This window comes from Luteimonas changyuni (assembly GCF_039548395.1).
GTDB lineage: Bacteria > Pseudomonadota > Gammaproteobacteria > Xanthomonadales > Xanthomonadaceae > Luteimonas.
In genome coordinates this window covers 1-23,291 of record NZ_JBCLUZ010000005.1, presented here as the reverse complement: position 1 = coordinate 23,291, position 23,291 = coordinate 1, and the positions used below count along the sequence as shown (strand labels likewise).

Annotated in this window: 26 protein-coding genes; 12 read left to right on the top strand and 14 right to left on the bottom strand. The window is 66.0% G+C overall.

What is annotated here, in order from left to right:
* The first annotated feature begins 13 nt into the window (after positions 1 to 13).
* Complete coding sequence (mgtE, locus tag WCD84_RS03295) at positions 14 to 1,372, top strand: magnesium transporter (protein ID WP_343280424.1); 1,359 nt, start codon at positions 14 to 16, stop codon at positions 1,370 to 1,372.
* Between the two features lie 20 nt (positions 1,373 to 1,392).
* On the opposite strand, the gene WCD84_RS03290 is transcribed toward mgtE, so the two are convergent.
* Positions 1,393 to 2,544, bottom strand: a complete 1,152-nt coding sequence (locus WCD84_RS03290) for a baeRF3 domain-containing protein (RefSeq protein WP_343280423.1) — start codon at positions 2,542 to 2,544, stop codon at positions 1,393 to 1,395.
* Positions 2,545 to 2,983: 439 nt separating this feature from the next.
* Here WCD84_RS03290 and WCD84_RS03285 point away from each other — a divergent pair, with 439 nt between their 5' ends.
* Positions 2,984 to 4,144, top strand: a complete 1,161-nt coding sequence (locus WCD84_RS03285) for a threonine aldolase family protein (protein ID WP_343280422.1) — start codon at positions 2,984 to 2,986, stop codon at positions 4,142 to 4,144.
* A 30-nt stretch (positions 4,145 to 4,174) separates the two neighbouring features.
* Here the strand turns inward: WCD84_RS03285 and WCD84_RS03280 are convergent, their stop codons facing one another.
* Together WCD84_RS03280 and WCD84_RS03275 are read right to left on the bottom strand one after the other, a co-directional pair.
* Positions 4,175 to 4,369: a hypothetical protein gene (locus WCD84_RS03280; RefSeq protein WP_343280421.1), complete on the bottom strand. Its 195-nt coding sequence runs from the start codon at positions 4,367 to 4,369 to the stop codon at positions 4,175 to 4,177.
* The gene (locus WCD84_RS03275; RefSeq protein WP_343280420.1) at positions 4,338 to 4,868 is read right to left on the bottom strand and encodes a nucleotidyltransferase family protein; all 531 of its coding nucleotides are present in this window, start codon (positions 4,866 to 4,868) and stop codon (positions 4,338 to 4,340) included. Before WCD84_RS03275 ends, WCD84_RS03280 begins: the two co-directional genes overlap by 32 nt.
* Before the next feature lie 350 nt (positions 4,869 to 5,218).
* On the opposite strand from WCD84_RS03275, the gene WCD84_RS03270 reads away from it, so the two are divergent.
* On the top strand, positions 5,219 to 6,175 hold the full coding sequence (locus WCD84_RS03270) for a TerC family protein (protein ID WP_343280419.1): 957 nt from the start codon (positions 5,219 to 5,221) through the stop codon (positions 6,173 to 6,175).
* Between the two features lie 20 nt (positions 6,176 to 6,195).
* Here the strand turns inward: WCD84_RS03270 and WCD84_RS03265 are convergent, their stop codons facing one another.
* From WCD84_RS03265 to WCD84_RS03255, 3 genes are all read right to left on the bottom strand, one after another.
* Entirely contained in the window at positions 6,196 to 6,795 is a 600-nt protein-coding gene (locus WCD84_RS03265; protein WP_343280418.1) for a cytochrome b, read from the bottom strand.
* Positions 6,792 to 7,841, bottom strand: a complete 1,050-nt coding sequence (locus WCD84_RS03260; protein ID WP_343280511.1) for a catalase family peroxidase — start codon at positions 7,839 to 7,841, stop codon at positions 6,792 to 6,794. The genes WCD84_RS03265 and WCD84_RS03260 overlap by 4 nt, the downstream gene beginning before the upstream one ends.
* Positions 7,842 to 7,927: 86 nt before the next feature.
* Positions 7,928 to 8,938, bottom strand: a complete 1,011-nt coding sequence (locus WCD84_RS03255) for a DUF4344 domain-containing metallopeptidase (protein WP_343280417.1) — start codon at positions 8,936 to 8,938, stop codon at positions 7,928 to 7,930.
* Positions 8,939 to 9,202: 264 nt separating this feature from the next.
* Here WCD84_RS03255 and WCD84_RS03250 point away from each other — a divergent pair, with 264 nt between their 5' ends.
* Positions 9,203 to 9,469 (top strand): hypothetical protein, encoded by a 267-nt coding sequence (locus WCD84_RS03250; RefSeq protein WP_343280416.1) that lies wholly within the window; start codon positions 9,203 to 9,205, stop codon positions 9,467 to 9,469.
* Between the two features lie 113 nt (positions 9,470 to 9,582).
* Here the strand turns inward: WCD84_RS03250 and WCD84_RS03245 are convergent, their stop codons facing one another.
* The 4 genes from WCD84_RS03245 to WCD84_RS03230 form a co-directional block, all read right to left on the bottom strand.
* Positions 9,583 to 9,843: a hypothetical protein gene (locus tag WCD84_RS03245; protein WP_343280415.1), complete on the bottom strand. Its 261-nt coding sequence runs from the start codon at positions 9,841 to 9,843 to the stop codon at positions 9,583 to 9,585.
* A 49-nt stretch (positions 9,844 to 9,892) separates the two neighbouring features.
* Positions 9,893 to 11,566, bottom strand: coding sequence for a tetratricopeptide repeat protein (locus WCD84_RS03240; protein WP_343280414.1), 1,674 nt, complete (start codon positions 11,564 to 11,566; stop codon positions 9,893 to 9,895).
* A gap of 312 nt (positions 11,567 to 11,878) precedes the next feature.
* Entirely contained in the window at positions 11,879 to 12,088 is a 210-nt protein-coding gene (locus WCD84_RS03235) for a hypothetical protein (RefSeq protein ID WP_343280413.1), read from the bottom strand.
* Positions 12,085 to 12,594 (bottom strand): hypothetical protein, encoded by a 510-nt coding sequence (locus WCD84_RS03230; protein ID WP_343280412.1) that lies wholly within the window; start codon positions 12,592 to 12,594, stop codon positions 12,085 to 12,087. The genes WCD84_RS03235 and WCD84_RS03230 overlap by 4 nt, the downstream gene beginning before the upstream one ends.
* A 163-nt stretch (positions 12,595 to 12,757) precedes the next feature.
* Here WCD84_RS03230 and WCD84_RS03225 point away from each other — a divergent pair, with 163 nt between their 5' ends.
* From WCD84_RS03225 to WCD84_RS03200, 6 genes are all read left to right on the top strand, one after another.
* Complete coding sequence (locus WCD84_RS03225) at positions 12,758 to 12,916, top strand: hypothetical protein (RefSeq protein WP_343280411.1); 159 nt, start codon at positions 12,758 to 12,760, stop codon at positions 12,914 to 12,916.
* Positions 12,917 to 13,169: 253 nt separating this feature from the next.
* A complete protein-coding gene (locus WCD84_RS03220) occupies positions 13,170 to 13,799 on the top strand; it encodes a GntR family transcriptional regulator (protein WP_343280410.1) in 630 nt (209 codons plus the stop codon).
* Positions 13,800 to 14,025: 226 nt separating this feature from the next.
* Positions 14,026 to 14,166, top strand: a complete 141-nt coding sequence (locus WCD84_RS03215) for a benenodin family lasso peptide (RefSeq protein WP_343280409.1) — start codon at positions 14,026 to 14,028, stop codon at positions 14,164 to 14,166.
* A gap of 47 nt (positions 14,167 to 14,213) precedes the next feature.
* Positions 14,214 to 14,363, top strand: a complete 150-nt coding sequence (locus tag WCD84_RS03210; RefSeq protein ID WP_343280408.1) for a benenodin family lasso peptide — start codon at positions 14,214 to 14,216, stop codon at positions 14,361 to 14,363.
* Positions 14,364 to 14,459: 96 nt separating this feature from the next.
* Positions 14,460 to 15,089, top strand: coding sequence for a lasso peptide biosynthesis B2 protein (locus WCD84_RS03205; protein WP_343280407.1), 630 nt, complete (start codon positions 14,460 to 14,462; stop codon positions 15,087 to 15,089).
* Positions 15,089 to 16,816, top strand: coding sequence for a lasso peptide isopeptide bond-forming cyclase (locus tag WCD84_RS03200; RefSeq protein ID WP_343280406.1), 1,728 nt, complete (start codon positions 15,089 to 15,091; stop codon positions 16,814 to 16,816). Before WCD84_RS03205 ends, WCD84_RS03200 begins: the two co-directional genes overlap by 1 nt.
* Positions 16,817 to 16,831: 15 nt before the next feature.
* Here the strand turns inward: WCD84_RS03200 and WCD84_RS03195 are convergent, their stop codons facing one another.
* Positions 16,832 to 18,922 (bottom strand): Atxe2 family lasso peptide isopeptidase, encoded by a 2,091-nt coding sequence (locus WCD84_RS03195; protein ID WP_343280405.1) that lies wholly within the window; start codon positions 18,920 to 18,922, stop codon positions 16,832 to 16,834.
* A 49-nt stretch (positions 18,923 to 18,971) separates the two neighbouring features.
* Positions 18,972 to 21,464 (bottom strand): TonB-dependent receptor plug domain-containing protein, encoded by a 2,493-nt coding sequence (locus WCD84_RS03190; protein WP_343280404.1) that lies wholly within the window; start codon positions 21,462 to 21,464, stop codon positions 18,972 to 18,974.
* Positions 21,465 to 21,780: 316 nt separating this feature from the next.
* On the opposite strand from WCD84_RS03190, the gene WCD84_RS03185 reads away from it, so the two are divergent.
* Positions 21,781 to 22,074 carry a helix-turn-helix domain-containing protein gene (locus tag WCD84_RS03185; protein WP_343280403.1) on the top strand — a complete coding sequence of 98 codons (294 nt, stop codon included), beginning with the start codon at positions 21,781 to 21,783 and terminating at the stop codon, positions 22,072 to 22,074.
* A gap of 98 nt (positions 22,075 to 22,172) precedes the next feature.
* Entirely contained in the window at positions 22,173 to 22,451 is a 279-nt protein-coding gene (locus WCD84_RS03180) for a helix-turn-helix domain-containing protein (protein WP_343280402.1), read from the top strand.
* Positions 22,452 to 22,657: 206 nt separating this feature from the next.
* On the opposite strand, the gene csrA is transcribed toward WCD84_RS03180, so the two are convergent.
* Positions 22,658 to 22,843 (bottom strand): carbon storage regulator CsrA, encoded by a 186-nt coding sequence (gene csrA / locus WCD84_RS03175; protein WP_343280401.1) that lies wholly within the window; start codon positions 22,841 to 22,843, stop codon positions 22,658 to 22,660.
* Between the two features lie 178 nt (positions 22,844 to 23,021).
* On the bottom strand, positions 23,022 to 23,291 hold a 270-nt coding region (locus WCD84_RS03170), incomplete at its 5' end, for a hypothetical protein (RefSeq protein ID WP_343280400.1).

Genomic DNA, 23,291 nt, shown 5'->3' with positions numbered 1-23,291 from the left:
CGCGAGGCAGTCCATGCGCAAGCAAGTCCAGCCCCCGTTCGTCGCAGGTGCCGATCCGCTGGCGCCCTTCAACACCGCCGACGCCGTTGAATACCTCAACCAGCTGGATGCCGCCGCCGCCGCGCAGCTCGTCGGCCAGGTGCCGGTCGCACGTGGCGTCGGCCTGCTCGAGCAGCCGGAACTTGTCCTGGCGCCTGCGATCCTCAAGCGCCTTCCGCAGGAACGCGCCAGCGCGCTGCTCGTTGCCATGGCCGACGACCGCGCCGCCGATCTCCTGCTGGCGCTGGACGCGCCGGACCGCACGCGCCTCATCGCCGCATTGCCGGAGTCGACGCAGCAGGCACTACGCGGCCTGATGAGCCACCCGGCCGGTACCGCCGGCAGCCTGATGACGACCGAATTCGTCAGCGTGCTGGCCGACCAGCGCGTCGAGGACGTGCTGCGGCACGTGCGCGAGGTTGAACACAGCCGTGAAACCATCTACGCGATCTACGTGCTCGACCCGGCAACGCGCGCACTGTTGCGCGTGGTCACCCTGCGCCGGCTGATCACCGGCGATCCCGGGGCGTCGATCCTCGACGTCGCCCAGGCCAATCCGCCCGTGGCCGTGGCACCCGACACGGACCAGGAGGAAGTCGCACGCCTCATCCGTCGCCACGACCTGCTGGCGATCCCGGTGCTCGACCCGCAGCGCCGCGTGGTCGGCATCGTCACCGTCGATGACGTGCTCGACGCGCTGATCGACGAATCCACCGAAGACGTGCAGCGGTTTGGCGGCGTGGAGGCGCTTGATCGCCCCTACCTCCAGATCGGCTTCGTGTCGATGATCCGCAAGCGCGCCGGCTGGCTGAGCGTGCTGTTCCTGGGCGAGATGCTGACCGCCAGTGCCATGCAGCATTACGAAGACGCGGTGGCGAAAGCGCTGGTGTTGACTCTGTTCATCCCGCTGATCATGAGTTCCGGCGGCAACTCGGGCTCGCAGTCCACGTCGCTGCTGATCCGCAGCCTCGCGTTGCAGGAGATCCGCCTGCGCGACTGGTGGCGCGTGGCACTGCGCGAAGTGCCGACCGGACTCACGCTCGGGAGCATCCTTGGCGTCCTGGGCTTCGCGCGCATCTTCATCTGGCAGACCGCGGGCCTCTACGACTACGGCCCGCACTGGATGCTGATCGCATTGACGATCGCCACGGCGCTGGTCGGCATCGTCACCTTCGGATCGCTCACCGGCTCCATGCTGCCCTTCATCCTGCAGCGCCTGGGCTTCGATCCGGCCAGCGCGTCGGCGCCCTTCGTTGCCACCCTTGTCGACGTCAGCGGCCTGGTCATCTACTTCAGCATCGCGTCCGTCATCCTCAGCGGGACGCTGCTGTAACGCCAGTGCGACACGTTCGATCAGAAGCGGTACGTCGCCGCCAGCCCGGACGTGGTCGGCATGCGCTCGGCAGGCACGATCACCACCTCGCCGCCCTTGCGCAGCACCAGTTCACCGAGGTCGTCCAGCATGTCGCCCGTGCCCGGGTCTGACATGTCGCCCGGCGTCACCGCTCCGGTCCCCGCATCGACCGTACCGGGCATGCGGTGCCCGGCCTGCAGGAGCAACGTGGCGATGCGGCCTTCCGCCGCCGCGCGTGCCGCATCGGAAAGATCACCGGTGGCCTGCTGCTTTGCCAGCGCCTCGCCGAACGCGTCCACCAGTCCGCCCAGCCGCTCGAGGTAGGTCGGCAGTACCTGCGACCACGCGCGTTCGCGCAGCTGCTCCGCACTCAGGTCGCTCGGATGGACATCGATGCCGGCCTCAAGCAGGTTCGGGTTATTGCTGACCTTGCGGAAAAGGTGATGGTGCTCAGGCAGGGCCGCGAGCAACAGCGGCATGCCGGTGGGTCGCGAATGGAGCTCGATGACGGCGCGGTCCACGGCACGGAAGAACCGCTCGGTGTCGGCCTCGATCGCGTCGCTCCTGACGTCGCTGCTGCCGTGGCGCCCCATCACGCCCGGGTCCGCGCGGCCGTGGGTCCGCGTGGCGCGGTCCCGTTCGGCGTCGATCCGGACGGCGTCCTCGAGGCTGCGCGGAACGCCTGCCGCCAGCGGAATCTCGTCCACCTGGTCGCGGTTGCCTTCGAACAGGCGCGCCTCGTTGCGGTCGATCGCAAGGATCTGGTAGCGGTCCGAGGATTGCATGATGCGCATCAGCGGCTTGGTGTGGAAGCTGTCCGCCACCACGGCGAACTCGGGAACCGCACGCTGCACCTTGTAGACGCGCACCCCATCCGCCGAGCCGAGAACGACCAGGCCGTCCAGGCTGTGCTCCCAGAACGCAGGGTCGTCGGCAAGTGCATGGAACGGCGCAAGGAGCGGTTCCACGTCCCGGTTCGGATACTCCCGACGCAGCGAATCCTCCATCGACTTGACGAGGTTCCGGAAGCGGATCGGGTCCTGTTGACGCTCGGGGAAGGCGCGATGGGTCGGCTGATACAGCGACAGGCACGGTCCCGACGTTTCACCCAGAATCAACTGCGGATAGTCATTTGCGAGTAGTTCCATCATTGCAAGCTCCTTGAGAATTGTCGGATGGCGGCGCAGCTCCAGATGGCGTGCGTACTGCGCGCGCGTTGAAAGTCGTGGGCATTGGAAGCGGAATGTCCAGTGACCCGTTTGGCATGGCGCCCACGCATGCCGGGGTCCGCCAGGCGGCGCGCAGGCGCCGGGCGCATGGGTCGGGTGTATCGCGTTGATCAAGCGGACCCTGGGCAAGGTGGGCGATCGGGCGCAGATATCGGCCGGCCTGCCAACCCGCAGGCTGCAATCTCGCCATGGCACATCCACATCTTAATGTGTAGCGACTGAAGCACTTGTTATCACACCTCCTGTGGCGTGATTCCGCGCGGAGCATTGGACTTGATCCATGGCCGGCAAGGTGGCCGCGGCGATGGTTATGCTTCATGGGAGGTGTCGCTGCCGCCACCCGCTGCCCTGAGGACTCCACATGGATCGTCGCCGCTTCCTTGGCGTGACTGCAGTTGCCGCAGCCTCGCCGGCATTGTCCGCGCGGGGCACGCCGGTCCCGGCTGGCACCGCCGCGACCTTGTTCAAGGGCTTGGACTTCGCGTCCGATGGCCTGGGGCTCACTCCCGCCGAGTACGCCGTGCTGCTGGGCGAGGTCGTGGCGGACCGCTTCGAACCTGACTACTACTCCCAGGGTGGCGTCATCCGTGAGCTGGAACGCAGGTTCGCGCGGCTGCTCGGCAAGGACGACGCCATCTACCTGCCCACCGGAACCCTGGCGAACCACCTCGCGGTGCGCAAGCTCGCCGGCGCCGACCGGCGCGTGCTCGTGCAGGCGGAGAGCCACCTCTACAACGACAGCGGCGATTGCGCCCAGACCCTGAGCGGACTGAACCTCGTGCCGCTGGCCGACGGCGCCAGCACCTTGCCCATCGATGAGGTGGAGCGTTGGCTACGGCGCTCCGACAGCGGCCGGGTCGAGACCCGCGTCGGCGTCATCGCCATCGAGTCGCCGGTGCGGCGGCGCCATCATGAGATGGCCGACTTCGATGAACTCACGCGCGTCAGCAGCCTTGCCCGCGAACGCGGGATCCGCCTGCACCTGGACGGCGCGCGGATGTTCAACCTGCCGCTCCACTCGGGCAGGAGCCTGCACGAGTACAGCGCGCTGTTCGACACCGTGTACGTCTCGCTGTGGAAGCACTTCAACGCCGGGTCCGGCGCGATCCTCGCCGGGGATGCGGGCTTCATCGAGGGCCTGTACCACCAGCGGCGCATGTTCGGCGGCGCCCTGCCCCATGCCTGGCCGGCGGCCGCGGTGGCGTTGCGTTACGTCGACGGCTATCTGGACGACTACGCGAAATCCTGGCAGGTCGCCGACCGGCTGATCGCACTGCTGCAGGACGACCGCCGGTTCTCGTTCGAGAAGCTCCCCCACGGCACCAGCCGGTTCTTCATGACAGCGACAGGGGTCGCGCCGGACCTCCTCCGCGAACGTCTTGCCAAGCAGGGCGTTGTGCTGTCTCGCGGCCATCCGGACATCGGCCGGTTCGCGATGGAGGTGAACGCGTCGCTGCTTCGGGTATCGGCGGAAACGCTGGCCGGGAAGTTCATCGCAGCGACTGTCGATGCCGGCATATAGCTTAATAACGCTTTGGCCTCCACCCGCCGACTACAGCAGGAAGCGGCCGCGGGTGGGGCCGGGCAGGCGCGCATCGCCGGCGGGGCGCAGCATCCTCACCACCTCCATGAGGTCGACCCACGCCTGGATCGGGTCTGCCGGCGCTGGCAGCCGCTGCACACCGCCCTCGCCCACCAGGACGACGCCGCGGCGATCAACCCCGGACTTCGTCGATGAGCGCTTCAAGCAGATCCTCCCGTTCGAACAGACGGAAATACGTCGTGAGTGCCTCGTGATCGAGCGATTCGTCGTGGGCGCGCAGCAGGGCGCGGATGTCGTCCAGGTCGCGGGTCCGGGTCGGATCATTCACGTACCCCTGGAGCTTGAACGCCACCAGACCCTCTGCGCTGATTACCCGCAGCCGTCCCATCGGGGTGTCCCGTTCACCGGCGGCCGCCAGCAACTCCCGGGCAATGGGACGGTGCGCGTACAACAGGTCGAGGCCTTCCTCTCCGCGCAGGTAATTGGCCGCGTCCACGCTGCGATGGACGCACTGGTAGCCCAGCTCCAGCAGGAGTCCGTGCAAGCGGTCGGCATCGTTGGCATCCACCAAAAAGTCGACGTCGCGCGTCGCACGGACGACATTGTGCGCGGCAAGCGCGAGCCCGCCGATCAGCGCCGGAGGCGTCTGCAGCCGAGTGAAGGCGACGAGGGCTTCCCTGATCTGGTCAAGCAGGCTGGCCATGCGGGCATCGTAGCGCAGCGGGCCGCCGCGGCGTCCAGCACGGTGGTGTCGCGCACATGCCAGGCCCGGCGTTGCAACCGTCCGTGATTTCGGGGTAGAACCCCCTCGCCCGCGCCAGCGCGTGCGGCTTGACCGGCCCCGGCAGCCGACCCCAGAATGCCCGCCGAAGGGGAGTAGCTCCCGACGTGCAGGCCGTCATTTCGAGCAGCGATGCTCCGGTCCCACGGCAGCCCAACGGGCTGTGAGCAAGACCTTCGCCGCAACGGCGAAGGTGCGTCCCCGGATCTCCGAGCAAGGGTTCCGTGCCGCCTGCGTCCGCGGCCGTCCTTTCCCCTGCCCGGAATATCTCGATGGAAACGATAGGCAATCCCTGGTTGTGGTCCGGCTTCGCCGGACTGGTGCTGGTCGCGCTGATGGTGGACCTGGTGCTGATGCGCCACGGCGGCGCGCACAAGGTCACGTTCAAGGAAGCGGCGTGGTGGAGCCTCGGCTGGGTCACCCTGGCGATGGCCTTCAATGCCGCCCTGTGGTGGTACCTGGGCCAGACCGCCGGCGCCGACGAGGCCCGCCGCGTGGGCCTGGAATTCCTCACCGGCTACCTGGTGGAGAAGGCGCTGGCGGTCGACAACATCTTCGTCTTCCTGATGCTGATGACCTACTTCGCGGTGCCCGAGGAGCAGCGCCAGCGCGTGCTGGTGATCGGCATCCTCGGCGCGATCGTGCTGCGCGCGATCCTGATCTTCGCCGGCGCCGCGTTGCTGGCCCACTTCCACTGGATGCTGTACGTGTTCGGCGCCTTCCTGCTGCTCACCGGCGTCAAGATGTGGTTCGCCGCGGGCAAGGAGCCGAACCTCGAAAAGAACCCGGTGCTGCGCTGGCTTACCGCGCACGTCCCCTTCGTGCGCCGCTACCACGGCAGCGCGCTGTGGCTGGGCAAAGGCCGCCGCCGCAAGTTCACCCCGCTGTTCATCGTGCTGGTGATGATCGGCATCACCGACGTGATCTTCGCGGTGGACTCGATCCCGGCGATCTTCGCCATCACCACCGACCCCTTCATCGTGCTGACCTCGAACGTGTTCGCGGTGCTGGGCCTGCGCGCGATGTTCTTCCTGCTGGCCGGCATGGCCGAGCGCTTCCACCTGCTGCCCTACGGGCTGGCGGTGGTGCTGGTGTTCATCGGCGCGAAGATGCTGCTGATCGACCTGTACAAGATCCCGGTGCTGTGGTCGCTGGGCGTGGTGGCGGCGGTCCTGGCCGGCACGGTCGCGCTGAGCCTGGCGCGCCCGCGGCAGCCGCATGCGTCGTGACGTCGCGACCGGACGCCCCGTCAAGGCGGCGCGGGGGCGTCCCGATCGACGCCGGTCGCGACCGGCGCCATCGCCTGGAACACGCCGTCGCGCAGCACCCAAGCGTGGCGCAGCGCGGCCGAAACGTGCACCAGGATGGTCGCGAACAGCGCATAGCCCAGCGCGCCATGCGCCCAGCGCAGCGCGGCATACAGCGCCGGATCCTGCACCGCGATCGGCGGCAGCACCCAGTCGCCGGCCATGCGCACCGGATCCCCGGCGGCCGACAGCATGGCCCAGCCCAGCAGCGGCATCGCCAGCATCAGCCCGTACAGCAGCCAGTGCGAAGCGTGCGCGGCCCACTGCTGCCAGCGGGGCAGCGAGGCCGGCAGCGGCGGCGGCGGGTGGCGCAGGCGGTGCACCAGCCGCAGCACCGCCAGCACGAGGATCGCGATGCCGAGTGGCCGGTGCAGGTCCAGCAGCCACGGCCGCCCCGACAGCGATGCGACCATCCCCGCGCCGACGAACAGCATGGCCAGGATCATCAGCGCCATCGCCCAGTGCAGCGTGCGCGCCAGCGGATCGAAGCGCCCGGAGGCGTGCGCGGCGTGCGCGGCTGGGGTGGTGTCGGACGGGGTCATGGGCGCGGCTCCGGACGCGTGGCCTGGTCGGCTTCGCCCAGCGCGATCTCGCGCTGGCGACGGTTGAACGAACGTGCGTACACCGCCGAGCGTGCCGAGAGGATCGGGTCGGCGGAAGGCTCCACGCCGGCCGGCAGCACCAGCGGGTCGAAGTTGATGTCGCGGCACGCCCCGGTGGCCTGCGGCGTGGCGGCATCGAGTTCCAGCACGCCCACCACCACCTGCTCGCGATCCTCCGGCCATGGCCGCGAGGCATCGTCGACGACATCGCCCGGTCCGGCCAGCGTGGCCACCATGTCCCAGCGCACGGGCCCGGCGGCCAGGCGGCGCTCGAACTCGGCGGCGAGGAAGTCGGGGCCGGACGCCACCCGCGCCTCCGCGTCCAGCGCCACGAACGGTGCCTGCGGCCGCATCGACCAGCGCACCGCGCGCCGCCGGCCGTCGGCGGCCACGAAATGGAAAGCATTGACGCTGTTGTACTGCGTGTTGGCCCAGCTGTCGGACCACGGCGCCGACTTCGCCCAGGCTTGGAACGCCTGCGCACGCGGATGGGCGTCGAGGAAGGCCGCCACCGCCGCCGGATCGGGCTTGCCGGTGGCCGGATCGGGCGCGTTGGCCACCACGTGGCGGTGGAACTCGCCCGGCGTGGCCACGGCCATGAATGGAAAGCTGTTCATCGCCATGCGCCACTGCGTCCCGCCGCGCCCGCCGATCTGCAGGGCCAGGCTGCGCACGCGGGCCGCGGCATCGTCGCCCTGAGGATCGCCGCCGCCGATGGACAGCCGCCCGGTCACGGCCACCGGTCCGCCCGCGAAGGCCTCGGCGCTCGACAGCGCGCGGCCCTCGGACGTGCCGGTGAAACGGCCGCTGACGCACACGCCCTTGGGGTGGGCGCGCCGGAACCCGGGGTGCGCCGGCCCGCCGGCTTCCAGGGTGTCGAGGAAGCGCTGCGACGTCAGCCGCTCCGGGCCGATCCAGCCCGCGGTCCAGGCAAAGGCCGCCGCCCCGACCAGGGCGATCGCGGCGATGCCGGCCAAGGCCGCGATCCGCCGCCCCGGCACGCCGCCCGCCTCCCGCGCCCCGGCGCGTTCGGGCCGCTCCGGGCCCGGTGGCCGTGGTTGCTGCGGATCGGTCATGTCCGGCTCCAGGATGCGTGCGCACGGATAGTATGCGCCCCCATCCGCTCCAGGTAGCGCGCCGCCTCTTCCTCGTACGGTTCCAGCCCCGGCGCCAGGTGCGGCAGCAGCAGGCGCAGCCAGGCCCGGGTCGCCAGCCGCGTCTCGCGCGGGCAGCCCTGCGCGCGCGCCGGCGTCAGGTCGCCCGCATCCACCATGCTGGCGAACGCGGCCGGGTCGGTGCCGTAGATCAGGCACTGCAGGTTGAAGTAGCGCTGTTCGCCCAGCGCATGCTCGTCGGCATAGGCGTCCAGGTTGTAGGCGCCGGTACTGCGTGACAGCAGCCAGTCCGCCGCCATGCGCAGGTTGCCGATCACCTGGTCGGAGGTTTCGTCCAGACCGGCGAAGCGCAGCATCAGGATCGCCGCCAGCTGGTCCACGGCATCCTCCTGGCGGCCGGTCACCGGCAGGTCCAGCAGGTCCACCAGCGCGTGCCCGGTTTCGTGCAGCACGATGAAGCGGATGTTGGCGCGTACATAGCGGAACGCGTACCCGTCATCCAGCCCACCCTGGTGCTGCTGGGCCCAACCACGCTCGTAGAGCGTGTGCAGGGTCTCGTAGCACAGCACCACCTCGGTGTCGTCCGGGCGGTAGAAGGAACCGAACTCGCCGCACTCGGCGGTGACATAGCGCAGGCGTCGCGGGAGCACGAACATGCCGTCCAGCGCCTGCACTTCCGGCAGGCGGCGCAGGAGGTCGGCGTCGCGCACGCGGACGTAGGTCTGTTGCAGGCCGGCCGACTGCGGCGGCGCGTAGGCGTACTCGAACGTCGGGGCCGCCGGTGCGGCCACGGAACCTGCCGCCCGCTCCTTCGCGCGTACCAGCGTGCGCGGCCAGACACCGGCACGTCGGGGCGGCGCCATCCGGTGCTGCGCCGTCTCGCGCGCGCCCTGGTCACCCGCCACGGGGCCGGGGCCGCCGGCACAGCCAGCGGCCACCGACAACGCCGCCAGCAGCAGCGCGATCATTCTCATCAGTCCGATCAGAGCATCCCCTCCGCGGTCCTCCCGCGAGTATGCCCGCCGCTCGAGGATCCTGGAAAGGAAGCCAACACAGCGACCGACGCCCCTTCGGGGCCGGTCGCGCGGCCCGCCAAGCCAGAACGGCCCTGCGCAGTGGGCTGTGCTCGCTACGTGATGCCCTGTCGGTTTCCAGCCGCGTTTTGCGGTAGATGACCGTCGGCCCACCGTGGGCGACCGCTCCCGCACCGCACACAACAAAAAGGAAATGCGATGAAAAGAAAGTTCGCTCTGATGACCGTCCTGTGGCTGGCGATCGGAGGCACCGCGATGGCCGCCCGGCCCGGCCCCCCGGGCATCGGGTTTCCCCCGACACAGGCTGAAACGGAAGCGCGGCTGCAGAACCTGGAATCGCTGGTGGACCAGCTGCAGCAGCGGGTCCAGTCCCTGGGCAGCGAGAACCAGATCCTGCGTTCGAACCTCGCCAACATGCTGGCGATCAACGATTACGACTTCGGCTGGGCCGCCGGCGGGAACTGAGTCGCCGCGCTGGCATTCACCGGGCTCGGCGCAAGCCGCGCCCGGGTGGGCCGCGTCGGGGTGGCGGGCGCAGGGTCTGGTGCCTACGGCTACCTTCAGCCTCCGTGGTGCGCCTACAGGATGATGACGGGCGAGAAGCGGACCTTCCCCAACAACACCACGCTGTAGCTCACCCGATGCAGCCAGGCGTCGGTGTCGCGGACGGCGACATCGACCTGTATGCCGCTGAACAGGCGGTCCAGCGGGACGTTGTTGAACCCGGTCGCGGGCGAGAACGGGTTGGGACGCCAGCGGTCGACGGCGAATCCGGAGTTGACCGACTGATGCTCGTTGAACATCGAGCCGAGCGCGGCGAAGGGGGCCCATTGCTCCACTTCGAACAGCAGGTTGTAGCTGCCATTCGATCGAAAGTGGATGCTTCGATCATGGGCTTGTCCTCGTGCTCGATGGTCCTGGAGCACACGCAATGGCCGGAATCGCCATCGTCCAGGCGCACGCCCGCCATTGGCGTGGGGCGCACGCTGGCATAGGGCCGTCCGTTGAACAGCAACTCGCGGTCGTGGATGGAGAAATGCAGGTGGTCGAGCACCGAATTCCCCGTATCGTCCATGTAGCCGAGCCGAGCCGGCTGCCGGCCTGGACCTGCATGCCCTGCGACACCGTGATCTTCCGCGGCGCACCTTCCATGTGCAGGTACTGGGAGCGGAACCGGGTCGTGTCGGCGCTGTTGTCCGGGTCTGCGTGATGGATGTAGACGGTGTTCGAGCTGCCGGAGTCACCGGTGTCCGCCAGGTCGTAGACGTAGTCGACGATGCCCGCCCGTGCCGCAAGCACCGGCGTTCCACCGCTCTCGTTGTCGTAGGGCACGTACTGGCGATAGCGGGTGAAATCGATGGCGAACGCATCGTCGTCCACGTGGGTGAACTGGTTGAAGTAAAAGCCGCGTATCCCGAACCCGCAGTCGCGGGTCGAAAAGAGGAACGTCAGCGCTGCCGCCGCGATGCCGCCGAAGATGAAGCCGCCGCCCGCGGCCGCGGCCAGGATCGCGGCCTGCTGCCCGATGTACTCGTTGAACCCTCCCGCCATGAAGCACTGGCCGTGCGGCCATGGCGCGGCCAGCTCGAACGGCAGCGCCTGGTTCTTCTGGAGCACGGCTGGACGCCAGCGCTCCAGCCACAGTGCGTTGCCGGCGGCAATGGCCACGCCGTCCCACTGCCAGCCGCGCGGCCCCCGCACAAGCAGGAAGATGAGCGGCCCGCTGAACCACTTGCCGCGCCAGCCCTCCGTCTGCAGATAGCGCTTGGCGCCCGAGCCGAGCAGCGTGCGACGCACCTTGACTTCGCTGGCCGCAAGATCGGTCCACAGCGCCTCGACCAGGTCGTCCGCCTCGAACCAGGTGTGTCCGCCGACGGTCCCGACGGCGAAATGGGTGCTCGTCAGCAACGCCTGCAGCCGTCGCACGTCGCCGCGCTCCAGCGCATCGGCCAGCATGTCGGCCAGTTGCCGCTCGTCTGCGATGAACGCCGTCGCCGGGGAGGCCATGCGCAGCAGTTCGCGCCGCGCCAGTTCGGCGGCATCGTCGGTCCGATGGGAGGCTTCGTGCCGCATCGCCCGCCGATAGAAGTCCGCGGCCTCGTCGATGCGTCCGGAACGGTGGGCGAGAAGCCCCGCCTGGAAGACGGCGTTGGTGTCCTCCGGCGCATACCGGGCCAGCTCCTGCCAGACGGCCAGCGCGGTATCGACATCGCCCAGCGAAGCCGCCGCGTGGGCCTTGTGCCGCAGCGCACCGGGCACCAGATCGCGCACCTCGACCAGGTGCCCGGTCGACTGAGCGTGTTCCAGGACCGCGTCGTAGGCGGCCAGTGCCTGCCTGAATTCGCCGTCTCGCAGCAGGTTGTCGGCCGCCCACAGGCGGAATACTGGCGCCACCGGGGATTCCAGATCGCGCCCGGCCGCGGAGTCCAGCGTGGCGTTGGCACGCGAGCAGAACGGATCCCGGCGGCACTCCAGGACCTGGGCCGACAACCGCGACCACTCATGCGCCGATTTTTCATCGAGCGCGGCCGGGCGTGGATCGGGATTGCCCCGGTCGGTCATCACGGCCTCCCCCGGCGAATCGCGGACGTTGACATGGGGATGTCCTGGTGGCGTTGCCAGATGCGCTACCAGATCAAGGCCGCTGCCCGTCCGGGGCGGACAACAGCGGTGCGCGCCGCTACCTCCACCTCGGATCTTCGCCCAGCTCCGGCGTCGACTCCCGCAGAATCTCCAGGAGGCTGGATCGTGGCGATGTTGCGGATCGCTCGCTGGGCCGAGGGCACGCCTCTCGGCCCGATCAGCCAGACCCGGCTTCGACTCCAGTCAACGGCTCATTCCTGTCCCACCGAATGGCAAACTCGTGGATCGGTGCTAACTGCGATCATGCGAAAGCGGCCTGATCGGGCTGTCACGCAGCGCCAGCCTTTCTGGTGCAAGCGCGCCGCTGCGCCAGGCCAGCTCCACCATTTCCTCGAAGAAGTCGATCTTCACGCCTGCGCTTAGACCCACCCATGCCATGAGCTGGGCGCGCTCGGCATCTGCGAAGCTGAATTGCAGCGAAGGCACGGGGTCAGGGGTCACGAACCACCTCCGTGTCCGGCGGCCAGGATCTGCTGGAGCTTGTCGATATCCTCCAGGTCGCGCGCACGTCCCGATCGGCGTTTCATCTCGATCAGGTGGGGAATCGACGCGATCCGGACCTCGAGTCCATCGAGGTCCTTCGCGACGGCATCGGCCAGGAGGTCGCCGAACCCGATCGGCTCGTCGATGAAGACGTCCACCGAGCGCAGTGGATTCGCAGGATCCCACAGCGGGAACACGACCATGTTGCGGTTGCGGAGCCAGTCCAGGCGCGTGTCCTCGTCCGCGAAGTCGTCCATGGCCACCGGCAACCGCGGCTGCAGGCCGATCGACGCGAGCGCGCGCATGCCACGCCCGGCGTTGTCCGGAGACAGGCCGATCGCAAGGTCCAGATCCGCCGTGGCGCGCAGATAGCCGTGCAGAATGACCGCCAGTCCGCCCACCACGACATAGTCGACCCGGGCGTCATTGAGCGCGGCAAAGATCTGGCGGACGTTGAAGGCCATGCCGCGAGTCTAGCCGGACCGCGGTGCGTCAGTCTCCCGCGGAGGCGCTGGCGCCACGCCTGCGCCCCGATCGTCCGGAACACCCTGCTCAAGGCATTAAGCTGCTCCCCGGCTGGATAGCACGTCACAATCGCGCCAAACCATGCCCAACGCGACGTCTCCAATGACCCGTCGCCCGCTCCGCCACGCCGCCACCCTGTCCGTCCTGTTGCTGCTCGCCGCCTGCGGCGGCCCTCCGCCCTACAGCGGCGGTGACGTGGCCGAACTGCAGCGCATCGAAGTGACGACGGGCGAAGGTACTGCCGCTGCTGACAGGCGCTGACTGAAGCGTGGCGAATCGCGATCCGAGCACGCGCCAAGCCGTGATCAGGCAATCGCGCTCGGACATCGCCACCGCAACGCCACCGCCTCGCCGTTCGGGCAGCTCGTTCGCGAGAAGTCGGCCGCGCTGTCGCTTCCCATGCACCGTGTGAAGAAAGCGGCGGATTACACCCTCACCCACCGGAAATACGAAGCGATTCAAACCCTTGTACCATCCGGCGCAAGGACGACTTACGCAGACACGGAGTTCCGCGATGAATGCGAACTACTCCAAAAGTGCATTTCTGCACAGGCAAGTCAGGCGGGCACTTCAATCGGGACGCTACTTGCCCGGCCAGCGGATTGATCCGGCCATGCTCGCCACGGAGTTCCGGACGAGTCCTACGCCTGTTCGATTCGCACTGTATCGGCTGGTCGGAGAGGGTCTGCTCTCCGACCACTCGCGTGGCGGCCTTTATGTCCCGCTGCCCACTGAAGTCGCTCTGCGCGACCTCTACGACTGGATGGAGCGCCTGTTGCTGATGGCGTGCGACATCGGTGTCGCCACATTCGCCCCGAAGACCGGAATCCTGGAGCTCTCATCTGCCAACGATGATGTGGTGAAGCTGACGTGGCAACTGTTCGATGACATCGCACGTGCGACAGCACACCGGCCCCTGCACCAGGCCGTAAAGCAGGCCAACGACCGGCTGGCACCGATACGACGCGCAAAGAAGGGACTGTTCGAGGACACCTTCGAAGAGCTGTCCGTACTGAACCGGCACTGGCAAGTGCGCGATATCCCGGCCCTGAGGTCTGCATTGCACGACTACCACGAGCGCCGCAAGCAGCTTGTTCCGTGCATCGTGGCGTTGCTGAGCGAGGGCCGTGACCACCTTCACTGAATCTTCCGCCTACCCGTTCTGCCTGCGCAATCGACAACGCAGGCGACTCGCTCCAACGCACACGGTGTGGCTCACGCCGAACCTGTATTCGGCCTTTCAGGATGACTGTCACAGTCCTGATTTAATCATCGAGCTACAGCGCAATAATCATTTGAGAATCAAGTTCCCCGGCCTCTAGGTTGTGCATGTCATGGGACGTCCATGACGCAATCCAAAGGAAGAAGTGATGAATACCAACGAAGACACCCGCGTCAACGCACCGGAAGAGGTCATCGCGCTGGGAATTGCCAGCGAAGAAACCAAGGGCGGGCCGCTCTCGGGAGAGTTCATCGGCGGTAACACCGCCTTGGGCATTTCCGAAGAGTGAGTGCCGACCATCAGTAACGCGAGGTCGTTCAGATCAGGAGATCCAGCATGGATACCACCAGAGAGCACGTTCCCCAGATCGACACAGCGGAGGAGCAGGTCATTCTTCTCGGTACCGCAAGTGTCGAGACCAAGGGCCTGCCAGGCATGGGCGAGGTCATTGGAAAGCCCGCCCCGCCAGGTATTTCGCAGGAGTGAATCAAAGGGACGCATCGACGCGGTGCGTCCCTCTTCCCTATCCGGGTACTGAGTATGTCCACGTATGTACTGCGCGACGACCTCTCATGCTGTCAGGTGGCCGAGCAACTTGTGCTCCTCGACGTCGGAAACGATCAATACTTTCGCCTGCCACATCAGATGGAACGGGCACTGGTCGCGCACTTGAGCGGCGATTCAGATGGGGACATAAGCGAGCTGATTGAACGGAGCATTCTGGTCGCCAAAGAGGATGCGTCGACTCAAGCGCGGCCAAGGGCAGAGCCTGTCGCACGTAGTGCCATGGAAGCGCCGCCGTCACAACAATCGACATCCGTCCGGGAAATTCTGGACGTCCTTGCGATCGTCATGACCAGCCGGGTGGAGCTGAAGTTCTCAGCACTCAAGACCATTCTTGACTCTCTCACCACGACTAGCCACATCAGGACGGCATTATCTGGGGTGCCGCGGGAGTTGCTGGAGAAACAAGTTTGGGACGCGGCTGCCACATTCCGGCAAGCACGCCTGTACGTACCGGTTGGGATGACTTGCCTGCTGGATGCCATTGCCATGACAAGGTTTCTTCGCAAACGGAAACTCCACTCGAACCTTGTCTTCGGAGTTGCACTTGATCCCTTTTCCGCGCACTGCTGGGTGCAAACAGCCGATACTGTCCTGAATGACACCGTCGGCAATGTCCACGCTCATACGCCCATACGGGTGGTGTGATGTACCGCTACATCGTCTTGTTCGGACGCAGCTGCAAGGGTGAACGCTCTGCCGTCGATGAGGCGCTGCAAAATATCGGGCTGCAGACACGACTGGACCACGGTGGCGGCATCCTGTACGTCACGCCGGACACGCCCGTATTCCGCCTCCCATCCAATGGCGGCACTCTCATCGGCCACGTCTTCTCGCACGATGGCCGAAGTCTCATGGACGACGCCGAACTGCTCGGCACCTCGTCTCGACGCAAGGTCGCGCATCACGTCCTCGACAAGTACTGGGGTGAGTACCTGCTCATTCAAGAACCAGCCGACGACACAGAGGCCACGATGATCATGCGCGATCCGTCTGGCGGCGTCGGTTGCGTTTACTCGCTACGCGACGGTTTCGCAACCTCTGACATCTCGGTCGCAAGCCGCGCAGGCCTTTACGCCAAAGTAGTCGACTGGGGGTCCATACACGGCAGCCTGCTCTATCCGCAGCTCAAAACAGGGCGGACCAGTCTTTCCGGTCTGCAAGAACTCTTGCCAGGGTGCCGACTTCACATACGGGAGCAGGCAGCGACTACGGAGGAGATGTGGTCCCCGTGGGAATTCGTGTCGCCGCAGCGGCGGCACATTGATCAGCGCGAGGCACAAGCCGACGTTCGACATGCGGTCTCGTCCACTGTGAAACGTTGGGCTGAAACGGACGAGTCCGTTCTTCTTGAACTATCTGGCGGACTCGACTCTTCAATCGTGGCGGCCTGCCTGCTCGAGGTAAACGCACGCGTGGCCTGCTGCAACCTAGTCTCACCTGTGCCGGGTGCCGATGAGCGGCGCTATGCCCGGCTGATGTCGGATCTGCTGCGCACTGAGCTTCATGTTGCGACACTTGGATTCGAGAACACGCGATTCCATTTCCCCCCACCGCCACATGCGTTTGCCCCAAGCACATGGTTCCTTCAGCACGCATCCGACGAGTTGAACGAGTCGATTGGCAGCCAGTTGGGCGTGAAGAGCTTCTACTCGGGAGGAGGTGGAGATACGGTTTTCGGCTACACCAGGACCGCAGCCCCTGCAGCGGATGCCTTCAGGGAGCTCGGAATGGTCGCCGGCATCAAGGCGATCCACGATCTCGCCGAGCTCCACCAATGTACGTTCTGGAAAGCAGGCAGGTTGACGCTGAAGAAACTGGCCCTCCCCCCAAAACCCCCGCGTAGCGCAGACCGGTCGTTCGTAGCAAAGATGCCAACTAAAGATGCGGTCGCACTTCACCCGTGGCTTGCAGCGCCCGATGACGCGCTGGCAGGAGATCGTGAGCGGATTTTCGATCTCGCCGGTAATCAGGTCTTTAGAGATGGAGTGTCGCGTGGGGCGAAGCGGCAGCTCCGAATGCCGCTACTGTCCCAGCCCGTCGTGGAGGCGTGCCTGAAGGTGCCGAGCTGGATGTGGATCACCGGCGGTCGGAACCGCGCCCTGGCACGCGACGCGTTTGCGGAGATCCTCCCCCCAGCAGTCCTGTACCGGCGCAGCAAAGGCACCTTCGTGAACTACTGTGGAGCAGTCTTCCGCCGCAACAGGAGCCAGCTGAGGGACTACCTGTTGGCCGGAGAGCTCGAAGGACATGGGCTTCTCGACGCCGATGAACTGCGGCGCTTCTTCCATCGCGACCTAGCGGCCCGCGACGAATCCTTCATGCGGATCTTCGACTTGTGCGCGGTCGAAAACTGGGTCCGCCACCAGCATTGAAGCTGCTTGACTACGTCATGGGGAAGTGTCCGCGAAGCTCCCCCTCATCTGCCTCCAACGCTCGTACTGCGCCTTCTTTGAAGCGTCCGGGTCCTCATGACCCTGGAGCCAGAACCTGAACCAGTCGACATTCCTCTCATACGCGGCAAGCTTGTGTCTGGGCTGAAATTTCTGGTGTGGCTCGTGCGGAAAGACATACAGATCAGCCCGGTCTGACCGCAGCAACGGAATCACGTAATCAAGCGCGTACATGTATTCCTGCTCCGAATGCTGGAAGAGGATCGGCGTCTTGATCCTGTCCAGCTTGAACACTGGCGAAAGTACCTGCCAGCGCTCCGGCGTATCGCTTGGTGCTCCAAGACCCCACATGTCCCGTAGTCCGGCAAGAAAACCCTCGCCCTTCAAGCTCCCGATCAGATAGTAGTGCGGTGACGCCACCGGGTTTGCAATCGATGCAACAGTGATCACGTCTGACTCGGTGACGGCCCAGAAGGTCGTTTCCCCGCCGAAGCTCAGCCCGCCCATCCCCACACGCGCCCGATCCACCTCCCCCTCTGCGGCCAGCAGGTCGATCACGCTCTCCACCGCTGCCAGCCCCTGCCCGTACCGCTCGAGCGGATCCATGGTGTAACCGGGGAACGCATTGATGCAGAGGGCCGAGATGCCCGCTTGCGCGAGGGAGGCCAATGGCCACTCATCCCCTACTCCACCACGCACAAACCCTGCACAGCTGTAGTAGGTCACGAAGAGCGGAGCCGGGCCGTCCTCTCGCCTTCGCGCCGAGTAGAACTGACCCGTGAACTGCCGCCCTTTTGCGTCCGCCCATCGCAACAGACGCGCTGGCGCGACTCGCGTCAGATCCATTCCGAGTGCCGCGTTGGGATTGAACAGGACGTGACGCTCTCCGGTCTCGAGATCGATCCTTTCCAACTGCGGCGGACGATCGGCCCCGGCCGCCACGCATACCAATGCAGTGGCCGACGCACCACAGTGCGACGAACTATCCCGCCCGCCGCTGAGCAATCCCTGGGACCGCAACACCGCAAGCACATCGCCTGTCTCGACATTCCAACGATGGATCGACTGTGCATGCCCCTGGGCAGGGTCGGTCACCGTGAACAAGACCTCATCGTGCCCGGGGCGCCACTGGATTCGGGTGATGGCCCTGCCCGTGCACAGCTCGGAGACGCATTTGACAGCTCGCCGCGCATCGGTGCCGGGGAGCATCGATAACCGGATGTCGGGCCGGTACATCTGCCCGGTGCCATCACCAACGCGCGTCAGCAGAGCGATCCTGCCGCCCTGCGGCTCGCGCTCGGACTTCCACGGATCACCTTCCACGACCCCCGTGCCTGGGGCCGCCGTGGCATTCGTCAGGGCGTCCGGACTGGGCAGTGCCCGCCTTTCACCCGTCGCAAGTTCGAGTTCCATCCACCGATCCGGCGTTCCGGCCATCAGCGCGGCGCGATCGAACCACACATTGCCGAAGCGCTGGGTCGCCAGGCGACCCTCGACGTTGCCGGAGCGGAAAAGGCCTTGGCCGACAGGGACGGTGTCGTCGATGCGGATTCCCTGGTCGTACTCGGCCTGCTCGGCTGCAATGACCGCCTCGCGACTCGCGCCAACGCTGTATCTGAGAACCCGACCGCCCTCAACCAGCGAGAAGTCGCGCACATCCGCTGCATCCAGCGTCATGGGCGCTGCGCCCGAGCCGTCCGCCGCCGCGCGCCAGACGTCGATCCTTCCGTCGATCAACGCGCGGTAGTAGATCCAGCGCCCGTCGGAGGACCAGGCCACGGGCGCCGGCAACGATCTTCCCGCCGAATCGCGCAGCGGAACACCACCGTCTGCGACCCGACGAGGCAACGGGTCGTCCAGGGCCTGCACGTACCACACGGTGTCGTAGGTGTTCCGCTCAACCGATGCCTGCTCGACCCGAAAGGCCACTCTGAGGCCGTCCGGCGACATCGTTGGACTGGCGATATCCACCACTTCCAGCAGTCGCCTGGGCGGGACGTCTTCTGCATGGGAAACAGCTGCTGAGACAATCAGGACAGTTGCTGCCAAGAGGCGCACAACGGCGCAATACGATATGGACACGATCATCTTCTCCGCTCCTTCCAGAAATGCCGGCTGCGACTGCAATCGCGAGTCATCACCAGCGCTTGGACACGGACAGACTCAGGAACCGGCCGATCGGCGAGTAGTTGGTCGAGTCATAGGGCGCTGCATAAAGCGGCGACGTCACCTGGTACGACGGCGGATCTCGATCGAGCACGTTGTCGGCCGAGAAGGCGAATTCGAGCCCGGACCAGCCATCACCACGCGTACCGGTGGCGTAGCGAAGCGCCGCATCGACAGTGGTTGACGAAGCGGATGTCACATCGTCGAGCCGATTCGTCACGCCATCCCGATGGTTGGCAAAGAGTGACGCAGTGAAGCCGCCTTGGCTCCACACGCCACCAATGCGGGCACTGATTCGGGGCGGGTTGAACAACGTGCCCGACAACGCATGCTCTTCCTGAGTGGGGATGGTCTGCTGCGTGCTGTCCAGCCAGCTCACCGAGCCCCGCAACGTCAGCGTCCCTGGCACCAGTGCCACCCGATACGACCCGGAGAGGTCGGCACCTTGAATGTCCTGCCGGGCCACGTTGACGTACTGCGTATAGATGATCGCCACCACGTCCGCAGGGTCGTATGGAACGCCGACGACGTTCTGGAAAGCCTCGGCACCTGCAATCACGTCCGCCTGCTGCTGCTCCGATGGCGAGAACTCGACGAACGGCGCATAGATCGCGCTGATCAACGCCTGACTGGGGTTGGTGATCGGCTGGATCACCCGATTGTGGTAACCCACCCGGAACCAGGTCAGCTCAAGCTCCAGGCCGCTCAGTGCCTCCGGGTGGTAGGCCAGCGACACCGAGCGGGTGCTGGCCCGCTCCGGCTCCAGATCCGGGTTGCCGCCGTCCATGACCAGCACGGTGGCCTCGGCCGGATACCCCACTCCGCCGAAGCTGTCCGGACGCATCAGCCACGCATAGGCGGGATAGTGGCGTTCCAGGAGCGTCGGCGCCTTGAATGACCTTCCCCACGACGCCTTGACAGTGACGTCAGGGGTGGGTCCATAGAGCACACCGAGTTTTGGCGTGGTGACACGCCCAAAGCTGCTGTAGTCCTCGCCACGCGCCGCGGCGGTCAATGACAGGCGCTGGACGCCATCAACCTGCTGCTCAGGCCCCACCAGCGGCAGGTTGACCTCCGCGTACGCAAATCGGGCACTCTCGCTTCCCCGTATCGGCTCCGTGCCGGAAATGCGATTGACGTTGCGGAACTCGTTGCTTCGGTAGCCGACGCCGGCGGCGAGGCGCGCATCGCCGCCAGGCAACTGGAACAGCGGCCCCTCGGCACCAATCTCGTAGGTCCGGCTGTCATTGCAATAGCAGTCGTACGTTTCGCTCGACCCGCCTGTGCCGCTCACCGTCCACAGCTGGCGCTGGTCGTGGCTGTCGCGGCCGGACGTACCAGCGAGCGACATGGTCCAGTCGTTCGGCAACCAGATCTCGATACTGGGCGAGACCAGCGTCGTGACCGTGTTCGACGTAACCCGGCTGTTGCGGCCACTCCAGTTGTACAGATGCGACTGATCGCGCTCGGAGCGAAGCGCATCCAGGCGCAGCTCGAAGGCATCGCCCAGTGACTGGTGTGCACTCAGCAGGCCGCTGCGCAAGTCGCTGCCCGGATAGAGCGTCGACGGGTCAACGAGCTGTTCGGTGTAGGACCGCTGGCTGCTGTAGATCGGATCGACCGAACCATCCTTGAAGGTCGCAATCAGCCCGCCACTGGTCCACGTGGTGCCGGCCGTGACGTTGTACTCGCGGGTGGTCAGTCCGCCCTGCGTCGCCGTTCCAAAGCGCGTACCCACGGCCACGCCGTCGTACTCGCGCTTCAGCAGCACGTTCCCCACGCCTCCTACCGCATCGGAGCCGTAGATCGCCGAAGCACCATCCGCGATGATCTCGATGCGCTCCACCGCCTCTACGGGGATCGCACTGATGTCCACGGACTGGGTGAAGCCGCCATATGCCATGCGGCGTCCATTGAGCAGCGTCAACGTCGCATCCGCACCCAGGCCACGCAGGTTCAGGCTGGATCCGCCGGTGAGGTTCTGGTTCGCGTTGCCGGCACCCGCCAGGTTTCCGCTCGTTACCCCGGGGTTCTGCCCGCCCGAGAAGTTCTGCGGGATGCTGCGAATCACCTCGCCTAGGTCGCTGAAATCCTCCTCCTGAATCCGGGCCGCGTCGATCGTGATCACCGGGGACGGTACGGTGCCGCCCTTGATACGTGTGCCGGTGACCTGGACCGCTTCGAGCTCGGTGGTGCTCGTATCGGCATCAGGCTCGCCCGACGGCGGAGCAGTCAGCTGTGCAGCCGCCACATCCGGCACTACCTGAGCCGCGGCGCCATACAGCGGCAGCAGCGACGCCACCGCAGCAGCAAGGACACTGCGCGTCAATGCCAGCCTGCAGCCGCTTGCGGCAATCTGTCCACGCCCCCTCGACTTCGCGCCCCGCCCCGGGGGCCGCAGCACACATCCCAGGTCTATCCCCTTCGTCGATTCGGTCACAACGGTCTCCCTGTCGTTCAACATGCGATGCCTCCGGTTGGGGTCGGCATTCCGTGCCGACCTGTGGCAGGTGTGGCCAGCCGAGCGATCCAACGTCCCAGGGCTGCGGCTGGCTTGCGCCTGGAATCGAATCAGTGCTTTCTCGCGGCACCGGCTTTCGCCCCCGGTGCTTCGTGCCCCTCGCCGTACCAGCGTGCTTTCATGCCCCATCCGGAGCGCATCTGGCGACAGCACTCCGCTACGTTTAACGTAGACATGGCCACACTACGTTTACCGTAGTATCGAAGTCAAGCTCTGTTCCGGAAGCTTCCGCATATGGGAATTCCGGACGAACGCGGCGTTGGCTGAGAAGCGACAACTACCCGTCTACAGCCGCAGGCTGCGCGAGGCGCGGGAGGCATACGACATCTCGCAGCGCAACCTGGGCATCAAGGTGGGGCTGGACGAGTTCGTCGCCAGCACCCGCATCAATCGCTACGAGAACGCCGTCCACCAGCCCGCTTTGCGGATCCAGCAGCAGCTGGCAGCGGCCCTCGACATGCCGCTGGCATACTTTTATGCCGAGGACGACCAGCTCGCGCGTCTGATCGCGGACTTCAAGCCCAGACGCAGACCGGCCAGGACGCGGCGGTAGGCGCGCTTCCCTCCTCCGGGGACTACGTTCAACGTAGTATCGAAGCTAAGCGGCCTTCCGGAAGCTTCCGTATATGGAACTCCGGGACGTGAATCCGCTTGCCTGACAAGAATCAGCTGCCCGTCTACAGCCGCAGGCTGCGCGAGGCGCGCGAGGCCTACGGCATTTCGCAGCGCATGCTGGGTATCGAGGCAGGCCTGGACGACTTCGTCGCCAGCACCCGCATCAACCGCTACGAGACCGGCGTCCACCAACCCGACCTGCAGACCCTGCAGCGACTGGCGGCGGTCCTCGGCCTGCCGGTCGCCTATTTTTACGCCGAAGACGACGAACTCGCGCGATTGATCCGCGAGTTCAAGGGCAAACGCAAGCGCTGACGAGCCCGCAAGCGGGGCCTCTCAGCCGCAAGACTTAACAATCCGACCTGTTGTTGACCATTGCCGCCGTAGAGTTTTATTACCCTGCCGCCGGTGAAATCGGGGCATCGCGTGCGCTCTTTAACAGCAAGCTGCACCCCTAACTACGCGCACCAAAAGGCGGCGTAATGCCGCCGTGACCGAGCCGAGTCCTGCAGCGAGCAAAGTTAAGAAGGTTCGTGGGCCGTCCGCTGGCGCGCGATCCGCTCCGCGACTTCCTCGCGATGCACCGGAACGTCCCGTGGCGCCTCGACGCCCAGTCGAACCCGGTCTCCCTCGACCGACACCACCGTGACCACGATATCCTTTCCGATCACCAGCGATTCGCTGGCTTGGCGCGATAGCACGAGCATGGGCCTCTCCTTGGGAGCTCTTGGCCAGTGTATGCGGCTGATAGCGCCAAGACCGCGTGCCACGTCACTGCTTTGAGAACAGCACCTGGACGAATCCAGGCCAGGCGACGTCCCCCCGATTTTGAGTAGCGCGGCGATCTGGAGTCCATTCCCCAAGGCGGGGGGGACCTCGATCCCACTAGGTTTCGTCACCTGCGGGGGAACTGAGTGACTCCTCTGGCCCCAGAAGCGATACTGGCCTGTCGCGCCCCGACTTAGCCGACTCGAGCAACTTGGGCTGTACGAGATCTTCCGCATCAAAACGATTGCCGTCTACGAAAACCTTGGCGCTACCATTGCTGATAGATTCTGCGTACAGGCGGGAAGCGACCACTACGGCTGTATTTAGGTTAGCTAGCGCCGTCGAGTCTTCCACCCCGAGCTTCTTCGCTAATGCTAAGGTTTCTAT

Bases quoted from the DNA above. Each gene is read 5' to 3' on its own strand.
- WCD84_RS03250 (WP_343280416.1), top strand. From the start codon at position 9,203: ATGAAAAGAAAGTTCGCTCTGATGACCGTCCTGTGGCTGGCGATCGGA.
- WCD84_RS03215 (WP_343280409.1), top strand. From the start codon at position 14,026: ATGAATACCAACGAAGACACCCGCGTCAACGCACCGGAAGAGGTCATC.
- WCD84_RS03225 (WP_343280411.1), top strand. From the start codon at position 12,758: ATGACCCGTCGCCCGCTCCGCCACGCCGCCACCCTGTCCGTCCTGTTG.
- mgtE (WP_343280424.1), top strand. From the start codon at position 14: ATGCGCAAGCAAGTCCAGCCCCCGTTCGTCGCAGGTGCCGATCCGCTG.
- WCD84_RS03290 (WP_343280423.1), bottom strand. From the start codon at position 2,544: ATGATGGAACTACTCGCAAATGACTATCCGCAGTTGATTCTGGGTGAA.
- WCD84_RS03190 (WP_343280404.1), bottom strand. From the start codon at position 21,464: ATGTTGAACGACAGGGAGACCGTTGTGACCGAATCGACGAAGGGGATA.
- csrA (WP_343280401.1), bottom strand. From the start codon at position 22,843: ATGCTCGTGCTATCGCGCCAAGCCAGCGAATCGCTGGTGATCGGAAAG.
- WCD84_RS03200 (WP_343280406.1), top strand. From the start codon at position 15,089: ATGTACCGCTACATCGTCTTGTTCGGACGCAGCTGCAAGGGTGAACGC.
- WCD84_RS03240 (WP_343280414.1), bottom strand. From the start codon at position 11,566: ATGACCGACCGGGGCAATCCCGATCCACGCCCGGCCGCGCTCGATGAA.
- WCD84_RS03285 (WP_343280422.1), top strand. From the start codon at position 2,984: ATGGATCGTCGCCGCTTCCTTGGCGTGACTGCAGTTGCCGCAGCCTCG.
- WCD84_RS03270 (WP_343280419.1), top strand. From the start codon at position 5,219: ATGGAAACGATAGGCAATCCCTGGTTGTGGTCCGGCTTCGCCGGACTG.
- WCD84_RS03230 (WP_343280412.1), bottom strand. From the start codon at position 12,594: ATGGCCTTCAACGTCCGCCAGATCTTTGCCGCGCTCAATGACGCCCGG.
- WCD84_RS03210 (WP_343280408.1), top strand. From the start codon at position 14,214: ATGGATACCACCAGAGAGCACGTTCCCCAGATCGACACAGCGGAGGAG.
- WCD84_RS03255 (WP_343280417.1), bottom strand. From the start codon at position 8,938: ATGATCGCGCTGCTGCTGGCGGCGTTGTCGGTGGCCGCTGGCTGTGCC.
- WCD84_RS03195 (WP_343280405.1), bottom strand. From the start codon at position 18,922: ATGATCGTGTCCATATCGTATTGCGCCGTTGTGCGCCTCTTGGCAGCA.
- WCD84_RS03275 (WP_343280420.1), bottom strand. From the start codon at position 4,868: ATGGCCAGCCTGCTTGACCAGATCAGGGAAGCCCTCGTCGCCTTCACT.
- WCD84_RS03265 (WP_343280418.1), bottom strand. From the start codon at position 6,795: ATGACCCCGTCCGACACCACCCCAGCCGCGCACGCCGCGCACGCCTCC.
- WCD84_RS03220 (WP_343280410.1), top strand. From the start codon at position 13,170: ATGAATGCGAACTACTCCAAAAGTGCATTTCTGCACAGGCAAGTCAGG.